The following is a 12194-nucleotide window of genomic DNA, read 5'->3' as shown; positions in this document are numbered from 1 at the left end:
CGAAGGAAGGGGCAGGGTTGAGGGGTTTGAGGCTGGATCGTGCGGCCGGCCCGTCATCCCCTCGCTCAGGAAATCGTATACGATTTCCTGTCTTCGCGAGCCCTTCTCCCAACGGGACAGGGAGCTTAGCGGATCACCTCGACCCCGCCCATATACGGGCGCAGCGCTTCCGGCACCGTTATCGATCCATCCGCGTTCTGATAATTCTCAAGAACTGCCACCAGCGTGCGGCCGACCGCCAGACCAGAGCCGTTCAAGGTATGCACAAACTCGGTTTTCGCCTTGGGTTCGGGGCGGTAGCGCGCGTCCATGCGGCGGGCCTGGAAGTCGCCGCAATAGGAGCAGGACGAGATTTCGCGGTAGGTGTTCTGCGAGGGCAGCCAGACTTCAAGGTCATACGTCTTGCGCGCGCCTGCCCCCATGTCGCCGGTGCAGAGAAGCATGCGGCGGAAGGGCAGATCGAGACGCTTCAGCACTTCCTCCGCGCAGGCGGTCATCCGGTCGAGTTCCTTCAGGCCCTCCGCCTCGTTCGCGACGATGGAGACGAGTTCGACCTTGTAGAACTGATGCTGCCGGATCATGCCCTTCGTATCGCGCCCGGCGCTGCCCGCTTCAGAGCGGAAGCACGGCGTGTGCGCGGTGAAGCGCAGCGGCAGGTGCGCCGCGTCGAGGATCTGTTCACGCACGAGATTCGTGAGCGGGACTTCAGAGGTCGGGATGAGATAGAACCGGTTCATCTCGATCAAACCGCGCGATCCTTCCAAAGCAAACTGCAAAACGTTCTTAGAAAACTCTTCTGCGTCTGCCTGCTCCATCTCAATCGCGATACGCGCCGCTTGAGCCTCCATCGCAAACTTAAAAGCGGCTTCCGCATCACCGGTTTGAAACAGATCTTCCTTGAACTTCGGAAGCTGCCCCGTGCCCACCAGCGCCTGATCGCGCACCAGCAGCGGCACGCTCGTCTCCTGATATCCATGCTCCGAAGTCTGAATATCCAACATGAAATTGGCGAGCGCCCGTTCCATGCGCGCCAGGTGGCCGCGCAGGGCTACGAAGCGCGCGCCGCTCATGCGCGCAGCAGCTTCGAAGTCCATTTGCGAAAAGCCAGCCGGTGTCTTCAGCGCTTCGCCAAGGTCTGCATGGTCCTTCGGATTGTTGATCCGTTTCGTCGTTCCCCATGGCTTTCCCACCGCAACATTGCCATGCTCGTCCGTGCCTTGCGGCACTTCGTCCAGCGGCAGGTTCGGCAGGCCCATCAGGAGGTTGTCGAGCACCTTGCGCGCCTCGTCTTCCGACTTGCCCGCCTGCTCGATGGTCGTCTTCGCCTCCGCCACCAACTCCATCAGGCGCCCGGCTTGCGCTTCGTCCTTTTTCGCCTTTGCCTGACCGATCAGTTTCGAGTGCGCATTGCGGGCGCTTTCGGCGTCCTGCCTGGCGGTCGTCGCGGCGCGCCAGGCGATGTCCAGTTCGAGGATGCGCGAGACAGTCTCGTCCCCCAGCCCGGCCTTGCGGCGGTTCCAGGCCTTGCGGAAAACGTCAGGGGTCTCGCGGATCGCGCGGATATCGAACATGGGTACAGGCGCCTTGGATGGTCTGGTTTCTGGGGACAGCCTCTAATCCGCGCCGCCCCCTCCTGTCCACACTCAGGCGGGTGAACCAAGCCCGGCCGGCATGGCCGGTTCCGCCTCGTCCTCGTTCACAGGCTCATTCAGGGGGCCAAGCGTTTCGCCAAGCGGCTCTTGCCGGACGAGGCGCGGCGCAGCGCCCGGTTCGCGGTAGATCACCTCGATCCGGCCCTTGCCGAGATTGTTGACCTGGATTTCCGGGTGGATCTGCTCCAGGCGGCGCATCATCGCGGCGAAGTTCTTGTGGCCGAGCCAGGGGCGAATGCCGTTTTCGTAGGCGGGGGTGAACTCGGTCACCGCCGTGAGGGCGCGCACGATCTTGGTCTTGGAGATCGTCTGATCAGGCATCCGCTCGCCGAGCGCCTTCACGATATCAGCTGCGCGCAGCAGTTGCGGCGCGACGCCCGGCTGGCCGCCCTCCCCGGCCGTAAGGGCAGCGCGCACGCGCCCCATCAGCGGGGACTGGCGCTCGCGCTGCAGGGTCAGCGGCGCGATCACCGGCGGCGGTGAGCGCAGCTGGTACCATTTGCGGGGCGTGCGCTGGTATTTGAAACCGGCCTTCAGCGCTGCAATGTGGATCACTGCGTCAGCATGCTGACTGTAGAGGTCATAGGTCGCGTCAGTCTCCTTGCCGGCCGTGACCACGCGAAGGCCGGGGTGCTGGACCCGGTTGACCACCGGCACGAAGTCAGAATCGGTCGTCAGCACGATGATCTCGTCGAGGTTCCTCGTCTCCAGGGCGAGTTCGACCGCGTCCATCGTGATGACGATGTCGGCTGAACTCTTGCCCGCGCTGATCTTGCGCTTGGCCAGCGCCCTGCAGTTGAAAGCCTCGAAACCCGCCTGTTCGAAATCGGGACGGTATTTGTCGAACTGCAGGTTCCAGTAGACGCGTTTGTGCACGAAGGTGCGCCGTCTCTGGCCGTGCGAGAGGGCGCCATCCTCCAGCCACAATAGCCAGTTAGACAGGTTGTTCACCACGTCCTCGCTGGTCGCGCCGTAGATATTGTCGAAATCGACCAGCAAAACGCTTTTGACGCGCGCCACGCGGGAGGCTCCTCGCTTCTCGGGAGTCGGTTGATTGCCCGCCGACCACCTTCGACACCTGCAAGAAAAATGCAACCGGCCTAAGCAGGTTTTTGCAGGGCTTAGTTTGTGGCTGCGGTGGCAGCATCTTCGGCGGCTGCACGTTTTTCGATAAGGCGCACGCACAAGATCGAGATTTCGTAGAGCAGGTAGACCGGCACGGCGAGCAGGATCTGGGACATCGGGTCCGGCGGCGTGAAGATGGCGGCAAAAGCGAGGATGCCGACGATCGCATACTTGCGGCCCTTGCCCAGCATGCTGGCCGAAACGATACCAAGCCGGCCGAGCAGGGTGAGGACCAGCGGCAGCTGGAAGGAGAGGCCGAAAGCCAGCATCAGCGCCATGACGAGCGCAAGATAGTCCGCCACCTTCGGCAGCAGGCGTATGGTCGTGCCCGCGGCTTCGATCTGCTCCATCGAAACTGTGAACCGCGCCAGCATCGGCAGCATGACAAAGTAGACGAAGGCTGCGCCGAGCGCGAACAGCAGCGGGGCGAGCATGAGATATGGCCAGAAAGCTCCGCGTTCCGTCTTGTAGAGACCCGGGGCAACGAAAGCGTAGACCTGCCAGGCGATCACTGGAAACGCGACGAACAGGCCCGCGAAAACGGCGATTTTCAGCTTCGCAAAGAAGAACTCCATCGGCGCCGTGAAGATGAATTCCAGTGGCGCGCCGCGAATATCCTCCGCGATGGCTGCGAAGGGTCGGATCAGCAGCAGATAAATATCACCGGCAAAATAAAAGCATCCGATCGCCGCCACCGCGAGCGCCAGCAGAGCCCTGATCAGACGCGAGCGCAACTCGTTCAGATGGTCCAGCAGCGGGGCGCGACTGGATTCCACCTCGTCGGTGATTTCCGGCTTTTCGTCGGGCGGGGGAACATAGCTCACGCCTTCTCCTCCCCGGTAACTTTCGGGTCGGGCGGCGGCGGGGTTGGCCCCGGCGGCGTTTCGGTCTGGCGCATCACGGCGGAATTGATGTCGGCCTCAACAGCGGCGAGGTCGGCCTGCGCCTGCGTCATCGTGTTGGAGCGCTTCAGCGCCTCGATTTCCTTCTTCAGTTCGTCGAGTTCGCTCTGCCGGGCGATGTCATCAAAGGCGGCCTGGAACTCACGCGCCATCCGCCGGCCCTTGCCAATGAACTGGCCGAGCTTGCGCATCAGCATGGGCAAGTCCTTCGGGCCGACAAAGATCAGCGCCGCAAGGCCAAGAACGATGATTTCGGAAAACCCTATGCCGGGCAGCATGGCGATGCGCCCTTCGGTTCAGCGGCTTACGAAGAGGACTTCGTTTCGTCCTTCTTCGGGGTGATGTTGAGAAGGTCGTCCTTCCCGGACGGCTTTTCATCATCCTTCAGGCCCTTGCGGAACGCCCCGATGCCCTTGGCCATGTCGCCCATGATCGAGGATATGCGGCCACGGCCACCGAACAGGAGGATCGCCACAACAGCGACCAACAAAATCTGCATCCAACCGGGCGCCATGTACGAACTCCTGATGATTTCAGCCAGTATAGGCCCCCTGCCGTGCTGGAACAATGGGGCGAAGCTGTTATGAGGGGGCGATGCGGATAGCGACCTGGAATGTCAATTCGATCAAGGCACGGCTGGCGACCGTGCTGGACGTGCTCGCCAGCATCGCGGCGGATGTCGTGTGCCTGCAGGAGCTGAAATGCGAGACTGACGCCTTCCCCTATCTCGAGCTGGAGGAACAGGGCTGGACCTGCGCCGTGCACGGCCAGAAAACCTATAACGGGGTCGCCATCCTCTCCAAATTCCCCCTGGAGGATGTCTCCAGGGAGATGAGCTCCCTCAGGGACGATCAGGCCCGTTATATTGAAGCGACAGTCATGAGCCCCCGGCCGGTCCGGGTAGCGGCCATCTATGTGCCGAACGGCAACCCGGCTCCCGGCCAGAAGTATGACTACAAGCTGAAATGGTCAGAGGCGCTGGAACAGCATGCGCGCGAAATGCTCCGCGCCGAACAACCCTTCGTCATCTGCGGCGACTATAATTGCATCCCGGCGCCGGATGACTGCTGGGATGATACGGTCTGGAACACTGACGCCCTCGGCCTGCCGGAAACCCGCGCGGCCTTCCGCCGGTTGAAACATATCGGCCTGACCGAAGTCTTCGAAGCCTGTGACGGCCGCGCCCACCAGTACACGTTCTGGGACTATCAGGCCGGCGCCTTCCAGAAGGACCACGGCATCCGAATCGACCATGTGCTGACCTGCCCCCGGATGACCGACCGGCTGAAAACCATCGAGATCTTCCGTAAGGCCCGCGCACTGGAGAAGCCCTCCGACCACGTCCCGGTGATCGCCACTTTCGAGGACTGAGACGGTCCCTTACGCCTTCGGCGCGGTCTCGACTGGCGCTTCGCTGCCTGCGTCGCTGCGGACGATGCCTGGCTGATCGCGTCGCCGCCGGCCTGCAGGTCCTTGCCGATACCGGCGATTGTGTTGCAGCCCGCCAGCATAACGAGCGCGATAAGCGCCGGGCCAGCATGTTTCATTTTTCGGATCAGTCTAATCTCCTTTGACGGCGCGTCGGCCGAAATACCGTTGCGAAACGGGGTCAAACGGACGACTTAAACCAACGTCCAGCGCCTGCTTTTTCCGGAGACACGGATGCCCCCGCACATTTTGCCGATCGTCCTCTTGTCGATCTCCAACCTGTTCATGACGCTGGCCTGGTATGGCCACCTGAAGTTCAAGGCGGCGCCCCTGCTGCTGGTGATCTTCGTCAGCTGGGCCATCGCCTTCTTCGAATACTGCCTCGCCGTACCGGCAAACCGCTGGGGCCATTCGGTCTATTCGGCCGCTGAGCTGAAGACGATCCAGGAAGTAATCACGCTGGTCGTCTTCGCCGGTTTCTCGGTCTGGGTCCTGAAAGAGCCACTCGGCTGGAACCATGCCATCGGCTTCGGCCTGATCGCGCTCGGCGCCTGGTTCATCTTCCAGGGCAAGACCTGAAACGAAAACCGGCGGGGCCTGTTTGGACCCGCCGGCTCAGTTCGGGCAAGATTGCCGCGTTATTTCGAGAGGTCTTCTTTGACTTCAACAGCGGTCTCTTCGACCGCTTCGCCGCCGGCTTTGACGTCCTTGCCGATGCCTTCGATCGTATTGCAGGCCGTGATGGCGGGGATCAGGGCGATGGCGAACAGGGCAGCTACGAATTTTTTCATAAGATAAGTCTCCTGCTTAGTTGGTGATTTGTTGAGGATGAGGCCGCGCGCGGGACACGGCAAGACGGGCCAAAACGCAAGAGCCCTGAGGTGTTGCCCAAAAGCCGCAGTCATTCCGAACGGCAACGGTGGTTTTCAAGGCCCGCGACTCCCTGCTATGAAGTCGCCCATGAAAACAGCTGTGATCGTCTTTCCGGGCTCGAACTGTGACCGCGATGCGCATGACGCCTTGCTGCAAGCCACCGGCAAGGCCCCCGCCATGGTCTGGCACAAGGACGGGGTGATCCCGGACGGTACCGATCTTGTCATGGTCCCGGGCGGGTTCTCCTACGGCGACTATCTGCGGTGCGGCGCCATGGCCGGCAACTCGCCCATCGTTGCGCAGCTGAAGGCGCATGCTTCGCGCGGAGGTTACGTCCTGGGCGTCTGCAATGGCTTCCAGATCCTCACAGAGACGGGCCTGCTACCCGGCGCGCTGGTGCGCAATGCCTCTCTGCACTTCATCTGCAAGCCGCAGAAACTGAAGGTCGAGAGCGCCAACACAGCCTTCACCAGCGCCTATACCGGCGGCAGCGAGATCGTCATCCCGATTGCCCATGCCGAGGGCAACTACTACGCCGAGGCCGCGACGCTGGACCGGCTCGAGGGCGATGGCCGTGTCGCCTTCCGCTATGCCTCGGGGCAAAACCCCAACGGCGCAGCGCGGGATATTGCTGGCGTTCTGTCGGAGAACGGCCGTGTGCTCGGCATGATGCCCCACCCCGAACGCGCTATGGGCGGCGCGGAATGCGGCGCGGATGGCACGGCCCTGTTCGAAAGCCTGATGGCAGCGGCCTGATGAGACCGGAGCGCCTCCTCGTCGCCGTCCTCCTCGCGCTTTCGCTGCCGGCCTGCTCCAGACCTTCAGAAACGCTTGCGCCCGAAGCTGCGGCGGCGGACCCGGCTGAAGGCATTGTGCTGGCGCAGCGGACTGAGCAGATCGGGCGCGGCGAGGCAATTGCCGAGACAAGCTGCGCCGGTTGCCACGCCCTCGGCGCTGCAGATGAGAGCCCGCATGGTGATGCGCCGCCGCTTCGCCTTCTGAACCAGACCATCAACCTCGACACGCTTGAAGCGCGCTTCGCGGACGCCACGATCAGCAACCATCCCGACATGCCCGACTGGCAGTTTGAACAAAACGACATCAACGGCCTCGTCGCCTACCTGAAATCCGTGCAGGTGGGCGGCGCAGACTGAACCCGTTCTGGACGCCTCAACAGCGTTCGGTTACCGCTTGACGCATGACCCAACCTGACCTGATCCAGCGCCTGCCCAAGGCCGAACTTCACCTCCACATCGAAGGCAGCTTCGAGCCCGAGCTGATGATGCAGCTCGCCGCACGCAATCGGATCAATCTGCGCTTCAAGACGCTGGGCGAGGCCAGGGCCGCCTATGATTTCTCGAACCTGCAGGAGTTCCTGGATCTCTATTACGAGGGCATGCAGGTGCTGCGCACGGAAGAAGACTTCCACGACCTCACCTGGGCCTACCTGCAGCGCGCGGCGGCCGACAATGTGCGCCATGTCGAGATGTTCTTTGACCCGCAGGCGCATACCGGGCGCGGCGTGCCGTTTGGCGTCGTCACCGAAGGCATCCTGGCAGCCCTCAGGCGCGGCGAGAGGGAACTTGGTATCACCGGTTACCTGATCATGAGCTTCCTGCGGCACCTTTCCGAAGAGGACGGCTTCGCGCTGCTGAAGGAGTCTGAAGGCTGGCATGACGCGTTCGTCGGCGTTGGGCTCGACTCCTCCGAGATGGGCCACCCCCCCCTGAAGTTCAAAAATCTATACCGTCGTTGCCGCGAGATGGGTTTCAAACTGTGCATGCACGCCGGCGAGGAAGGCCCTCCTGAATATGTGCGCGAGGCGCTGATCGAGATCGGCGTCGACCGGATCGACCATGGCAACCGCTCGATGGAAGATCCTGCCCTTATCGAGATCCTCAGGGACAGGCAGACCCCGCTGACCAATTGCCCGCTGTCGAACCTCTCGCTCTGCGTGATCAAGGACCTGAAGGACAGCCCCGTAAAAGCGCAGCTCGAGGCCGGCTTGATGGTCACCGTAAACTCCGACGACCCGGCCTATTTCGGCGGCTATATCGGCCGCAACTACGAGCAAACGGCGCAAGCGCTCGGACTATCTGACGCTCAGATCATCCAGCTGGGGCGCAACAGCTTCACCGCCAGTTTCCTGCCGGAGGCCGCAAAGGCAGAACACATCGAGGCCGTCGAGGCGTCGCTGGCTTGAAAATGGGGAGGCGCGGCTGCCGGATCTGCAAAAGCCGCGCCTTGGGTGCACGCGTCAGATGCCGCTGGGCGAACTCTCCGGGCGCCGCTGTGTCTCCGGTTTCGCCGTCCTCGGCCGCAGGCGCGTCCTTCTCGGGATGCACATACGGTGGGTGGCAGGGGTCGATCAGCTGTTTCATCACCGGGTCGGCCGGGAAGGTCGCCGCGCGGTTGCCTCAGGCGATCTTCAGTTCCCCGGCGCCGCGCGCCAGGGCTTAGGGCACCGTGGCGCCTGTCTCGGCGTAGCCGAGGACGCGGCCGGGCTCGTCGGCAGGATTTGACGCGGCAACTGCGTTGTCGGACGACGAGCAGATCTTGATACGCTCGCCCGGCGCATTGGCAGCGGTCACCGTCTGAATTTCGAACATCGGCGCGCCGGTTTCAGGCGCGGCAGCCAGGCAGGCAGCCGAAAAGAGCGCCTCGCCCTGCGCCGAGGCGAAGGTCACGCGCGGATTGGCGCCGCGGGTCTGGGTGCATGTGCCGGGTGCTTGCGTGAGCCAGACAGCCAGAGCAGCGGGCTTCTCCGCGGCCTGCTTTGCGGGCTGGGTTGCGGCGGCGGGCGCTTCTGCGGCGGTGGGACTGGTTCTGGCGCAGGCGACGAGGGCCACAGGCAGAAGGGCGATGAGGAGGTTACGCATGGGATGGCTCCTGTGTAACTGGTTACACAGACTGCCAACACCCCAGCCCCTGGCCAGTTACACGCGCCATGAAATGGCTCTTCAGTTGCCCAGGTTCGCCGGGGCCGCACTCTCCCCTTTCGGTTCGCGGAAAGAGCGGCTAAAGCCCCCGCATGACGGACAAACAGAGCATTCTTGCCCATCTCACCGCCGAGCAGGACGCCGGCGCCGGTATCGAACACGGCATAAAGGCCGATGAGTGGGAGCGGCTGGTCTCGCGCCTCGGGCGTAAGCCCAACCTTGTCGAACTCGGCATATATTCGGTGATGTGGTCCGAGCACTGCTCGTACAAATCCTCCCGCCGCCATCTTGCGAAATTCCCGACCACGGGCCCGCGCGTTATCCAGGGACCGGGCGAGAATGCCGGCGTCATCGATATCGGTGACGGACAGGCAGCAATCTTCAAGATGGAGAGCCACAACCACCCCTCCTATATCGAACCCTATCAGGGCGCCGCGACCGGCGTGGGCGGCATCCTGCGCGATGTGTTCACGATGGGCGCGCGCCCGGTTGCGCTGGTCAACGCGCTGCGCTTCGGCGACCCAAACCACCCCAGGACACGCCAGCTCGTCTCCGGCGTCGTCGCCGGCATCGGTGGTTATGGCAACTGCGTCGGCGTGCCGACAGTCGCGGGCGAGACCCAGTTCGACGAGGGCTATAACGGCAACATCCTCGTCAACGCGATGGCGGTCGGCCTCGCCGACCAGGACAAGATCTTCTACGCCCGCGGCGCCCTGCCCGGCCTGCAGATTCTCTATGTCGGCTCGAAGACCGGCCGCGACGGCATCCACGGCGCGACCATGGCCTCCGCCGAGTTCACCGAAGGCGAGGAAGACAACCGTCCGACGGTTCAGGTCGGTGATCCGTTTACGGAAAAGCTCCTGATTGAAGCCTGCCTCGAACTGATGGCAACCGACGCGATCCAGTCCATCCAGGACATGGGCGCGGCCGGCCTCACCTCCTCCTCCGTCGAGATGGCGGACAAGGGCGGTGTCGGCATCGAGCTGGACCTCGACGCTGTGCCCCAACGCGAGACCGGCATGACCGCCTACGAGATCATGCTGTCCGAAAGCCAGGAGCGCATGCTGATGATCCTGAAGCCCGGCAAGGAATACGTAGCCAAGAAGATCTTCGACAAATGGGACCTCGACGCCGAAGTGATCGGCGTGACCACCACGACAGGCCGGCTCGTGCTGAAACAGTTCGGCCAGGTGGTTTGTGATATCCCGGTGGCCCCGCTCGGCGAGGACGCCCCGAATTATGATCGTCCGTGGACGGAGCCCACAAAACGCCCGGCCTTCGATATCACAAAGTATCCGGAACCGGCAGACTACGGCGCCGTGCTGATGAAACTCATGTCGACCCCCGACATGGCCTCCAAACGCTGGGTATGGGAACAGTATGACCGCCATGTCATGGGCGACACGCTGGACTCCTCCCAATCCGGCGGTGACGCCGCCATCGTGCGCGTCCACGGCACCAACAAGGCCCTCGCCATATGCTCTGACTGCAACCCGCACTATGTGACCGCCGACCCCTACGAGGGCGGCAAGCAGGTGGTGGCGGAATCCTATCGCAATCTCAGCGCTGTCGGCGCCCTGCCCATCGCGATCACCGACAATCTCAATTTCGGCAATCCCGAGAAGCCCGCAACCATGGGCTATATCGTGAAGGCCATCGAAGGCATGGCGGAAGCCTGCCGCGTGCTCGACTTCCCGGTCGTCTCCGGCAACGTGTCGCTTTATAATGAGACCGACGGCAAGGCGATCCCGCCGACACCGGTGGTCGGCGGCGTTGGTTTGATCGAGGACCTCTCGAAAACCGCCACGCTGAAAGGCGCGCAGGACGGCGACGCCCTGATTCTGGTCGGCGAAACACGGGGCCATCTCGGCGCCTCGCTCTATGCCCGCGTCTGGCTCGGCCTCAAGGGCGATGACCTTGGCCCGCCGCCACCGGTCGACCTTGGCACCGAGAAGCTGAATGCCGGCTTCATCCGGGGCCTGATCAATGCTGGCCTCGTGAACGCCGTGCATGATGTGAGCGATGGCGGCATCGCTTGCGCCGCCGCCGAGATGGCGCTTGCGTCCGGCATCGGCGCGCGCTTCGTCGGCAACCGTGAACCGGACGACAAGCGCGATGAGGCCTGCCTGTTCGGCGAGGGCTCGGCCCTCTACCTGGTGGCCGTCAGCGAAGCGCAGCTGAAGAAATGGGACTCGCGCGGCTTCATGCCGGGTCGCCTCGGCGTGTTCGGCGGCGACTCCGTCGTGCTGGAAACGGGATGGGGCCAGGACGCGCCGGAATTTGCCGTTAAGCTGGCAGACCTGCGCGCGGCGCATGAAGGCTGGCTGCCGGGATACATGAGCGCAGTTTAAGCAAAACGCCCTCCCCCATATGCGGAGCCCATATGCCGGCCCCATATGCGGGCCCCATTTGCGGGGCCCATTTGCGGGAGAGGGCGCCTTTGCGGGCTCAAGCCAGGGTGCGGATCAGAACTTGAGGCCGACACCCAACATCACACCACTCGTGTCGGTGCTGTCGAACGAGTAGTAGGTGTAGTCACCCTTGAGGTAGAGAGTGTCGGTCAGGCCGTACTGCATGCCTGCGCCAAAGGCCGGGCCGTCTGCAGAATCTTCAACATTGATATCCAGCCCGCCGGGCGTGACGAGCGAAGCATTGAGGTCAATGTAGGCGTAACCCGCACGCGCATAGGCGCCGAGACGCTCGGTGAGCGGAAGGTTTACCTTGCCATAGGCTCCGACAAGGTAATTTAGTCCGAGATCACCGGACGCGGCGATCACGTCGCCCAGGTCGCCATCATTGTTGTCGTCAAAGTTGAATTCGTCTTCATCGGTGTTGAAGTCGAAATCGCCATCTTCGATGCCGGTGGCGAGTTCGGTCTCGATGCTGAAATTCGGGTTGAACTTCCAGCCGGCACGCACAGCGATGGCGTTCGTGTCGACGCCGCTTTCGGCGCCGTCTGGCTTCACATCAAGGTATTGATAGCCGCCTTCGAGATAAAGGCCGGTGTCCTGCGCTTGGGCTGAGGCCGCAAGGCCAGCTGCGGCGGTTGCGAGAAGGATGGATCGGAACATGGGTTCTCCTTTGAGGAACGCTACTGAAAATCAGTGCCTGCCGTTCGGGCGAGACAGACTAACAACGGGGGGCACGAAGCCCCGTTCCATGAAGAATGTAGCAGGTCTGAACCTGTGCGCAGAGGCCACACTGCGCCTCAACGCTCTGAGGATCTGCAAGACCCTTATAGGGACTAAACGCAGACGCGGCGGGCCTTCCAGCCC

14 protein-coding genes and 1 pseudogene are annotated in these 12194 nt (G+C 62.8%); 6 read left to right on the top strand and 9 right to left on the bottom strand.

Going from position 1 to position 12194, the window contains the following annotated elements; all coding sequences use genetic code 11:
- Window positions 1-125: 125 nt before the first annotated feature.
- From serS to tatA, 5 genes are all read right to left on the bottom strand, one after another.
- The gene (gene serS / locus WEA77_RS13730; protein WP_368068446.1) at window positions 126-1571 is read right to left on the bottom strand and encodes a serine--tRNA ligase; all 1446 of its coding nucleotides are present in this window, start codon (window positions 1569-1571) and stop codon (window positions 126-128) included.
- Window positions 1572-1643: 72 nt separating this feature from the next.
- The gene (locus tag WEA77_RS13725) at window positions 1644-2672 is read right to left on the bottom strand and encodes an NYN domain-containing protein (protein WP_368068445.1); all 1029 of its coding nucleotides are present in this window, start codon (window positions 2670-2672) and stop codon (window positions 1644-1646) included.
- 101 nt (window positions 2673-2773) lie between these two features.
- Entirely contained in the window at window positions 2774-3601 is an 828-nt protein-coding gene (tatC, locus tag WEA77_RS13720; RefSeq protein WP_368068444.1) for a twin-arginine translocase subunit TatC, read from the bottom strand.
- Window positions 3598-3957 (bottom strand): Sec-independent protein translocase protein TatB, encoded by a 360-nt coding sequence (gene tatB / locus WEA77_RS13715; protein ID WP_368068443.1) that lies wholly within the window; start codon window positions 3955-3957, stop codon window positions 3598-3600. The genes tatC and tatB overlap by 4 nt, the downstream gene beginning before the upstream one ends.
- A 26-nt stretch (window positions 3958-3983) precedes the next feature.
- Window positions 3984-4193: a twin-arginine translocase TatA/TatE family subunit gene (tatA, locus tag WEA77_RS13710; RefSeq protein WP_368068442.1), complete on the bottom strand. Its 210-nt coding sequence runs from the start codon at window positions 4191-4193 to the stop codon at window positions 3984-3986.
- 80 nt (window positions 4194-4273) lie between these two features.
- On the opposite strand from tatA, the gene WEA77_RS13705 reads away from it, so the two are divergent.
- Complete coding sequence (locus WEA77_RS13705) at window positions 4274-5050, top strand: exodeoxyribonuclease III (protein WP_368068441.1); 777 nt, start codon at window positions 4274-4276, stop codon at window positions 5048-5050.
- A 65-nt stretch (window positions 5051-5115) separates the two neighbouring features.
- Here WEA77_RS13705 and WEA77_RS13700 read toward each other — a convergent pair.
- A pseudogene (locus WEA77_RS13700) lies at window positions 5116-5190 on the bottom strand (entericidin A/B family lipoprotein); the annotation flags it as partial.
- A gap of 151 nt (window positions 5191-5341) precedes the next feature.
- Between WEA77_RS13700 and WEA77_RS13695 the strand changes: the two are divergent.
- The gene (locus WEA77_RS13695; RefSeq protein WP_368068440.1) at window positions 5342-5686 is read left to right on the top strand and encodes a DMT family protein; all 345 of its coding nucleotides are present in this window, start codon (window positions 5342-5344) and stop codon (window positions 5684-5686) included.
- A gap of 59 nt (window positions 5687-5745) precedes the next feature.
- On the opposite strand, the gene WEA77_RS13690 is transcribed toward WEA77_RS13695, so the two are convergent.
- A complete protein-coding gene (locus WEA77_RS13690; protein WP_368068439.1) occupies window positions 5746-5898 on the bottom strand; it encodes an entericidin A/B family lipoprotein in 153 nt (50 codons plus the stop codon).
- Between the two features lie 169 nt (window positions 5899-6067).
- Here WEA77_RS13690 and purQ point away from each other — a divergent pair, with 169 nt between their 5' ends.
- From purQ to WEA77_RS13675, 3 genes are read left to right on the top strand one after another with little or no spacing between them, the layout of a single operon-like run.
- Window positions 6068-6736: a phosphoribosylformylglycinamidine synthase subunit PurQ gene (gene purQ / locus WEA77_RS13685; protein WP_368068438.1), complete on the top strand. Its 669-nt coding sequence runs from the start codon at window positions 6068-6070 to the stop codon at window positions 6734-6736.
- Entirely contained in the window at window positions 6736-7134 is a 399-nt protein-coding gene (locus WEA77_RS13680) for a cytochrome c (RefSeq protein WP_368068437.1), read from the top strand. The genes purQ and WEA77_RS13680 overlap by 1 nt, the downstream gene beginning before the upstream one ends.
- 44 nt (window positions 7135-7178) lie before the next feature.
- Entirely contained in the window at window positions 7179-8183 is a 1005-nt protein-coding gene (locus WEA77_RS13675; protein ID WP_368068436.1) for an adenosine deaminase, read from the top strand.
- A 253-nt stretch (window positions 8184-8436) separates the two neighbouring features.
- Here WEA77_RS13675 and WEA77_RS13670 read toward each other — a convergent pair whose 3' ends face one another.
- Window positions 8437-8859, bottom strand: coding sequence for a hypothetical protein (locus WEA77_RS13670; RefSeq protein ID WP_368068435.1), 423 nt, complete (start codon window positions 8857-8859; stop codon window positions 8437-8439).
- Window positions 8860-9011: 152 nt separating this feature from the next.
- Here WEA77_RS13670 and purL point away from each other — a divergent pair, with 152 nt between their 5' ends.
- Entirely contained in the window at window positions 9012-11270 is a 2259-nt protein-coding gene (gene purL / locus WEA77_RS13665; protein WP_368068434.1) for a phosphoribosylformylglycinamidine synthase subunit PurL, read from the top strand.
- Window positions 11271-11384: 114 nt separating this feature from the next.
- Here purL and WEA77_RS13660 read toward each other — a convergent pair whose 3' ends face one another.
- The gene (locus WEA77_RS13660) at window positions 11385-11990 is read right to left on the bottom strand and encodes a porin family protein (protein ID WP_368068433.1); all 606 of its coding nucleotides are present in this window, start codon (window positions 11988-11990) and stop codon (window positions 11385-11387) included.
- Window positions 11991-12194 lie beyond the last annotated feature (204 nt).

It is taken from the genome of Hyphomonas sp. (assembly GCF_040882205.1).
GTDB lineage: Bacteria > Pseudomonadota > Alphaproteobacteria > Caulobacterales > Hyphomonadaceae > Hyphomonas.
The sequence above is the reverse complement of the archived record's forward strand: the minus strand, read 5'-3'. Positions and strand labels throughout refer to the sequence as shown.

Coding starts and splice junctions, on each gene's coding strand:
- WEA77_RS13690 (WP_368068439.1), bottom strand. CDS start 5,898: ATGAAAAAATTCGTAGCTGCCCTGTTCGCCATCGCCCTGATCCCCGCC.
- tatA (WP_368068442.1), bottom strand. CDS start 4,193: ATGGCGCCCGGTTGGATGCAGATTTTGTTGGTCGCTGTTGTGGCGATC.
- serS (WP_368068446.1), bottom strand. CDS start 1,571: ATGTTCGATATCCGCGCGATCCGCGAGACCCCTGACGTTTTCCGCAAG.
- WEA77_RS13660 (WP_368068433.1), bottom strand. CDS start 11,990: ATGTTCCGATCCATCCTTCTCGCAACCGCCGCAGCTGGCCTTGCGGCC.
- WEA77_RS13695 (WP_368068440.1), top strand. CDS start 5,342: ATGCCCCCGCACATTTTGCCGATCGTCCTCTTGTCGATCTCCAACCTG.
- WEA77_RS13670 (WP_368068435.1), bottom strand. CDS start 8,859: ATGCGTAACCTCCTCATCGCCCTTCTGCCTGTGGCCCTCGTCGCCTGC.
- purL (WP_368068434.1), top strand. CDS start 9,012: ATGACGGACAAACAGAGCATTCTTGCCCATCTCACCGCCGAGCAGGAC.
- tatB (WP_368068443.1), bottom strand. CDS start 3,957: ATGCTGCCCGGCATAGGGTTTTCCGAAATCATCGTTCTTGGCCTTGCG.
- WEA77_RS13675 (WP_368068436.1), top strand. CDS start 7,179: ATGACCCAACCTGACCTGATCCAGCGCCTGCCCAAGGCCGAACTTCAC.
- purQ (WP_368068438.1), top strand. CDS start 6,068: ATGAAAACAGCTGTGATCGTCTTTCCGGGCTCGAACTGTGACCGCGAT.
- WEA77_RS13680 (WP_368068437.1), top strand. CDS start 6,736: ATGAGACCGGAGCGCCTCCTCGTCGCCGTCCTCCTCGCGCTTTCGCTG.
- WEA77_RS13705 (WP_368068441.1), top strand. CDS start 4,274: ATGCGGATAGCGACCTGGAATGTCAATTCGATCAAGGCACGGCTGGCG.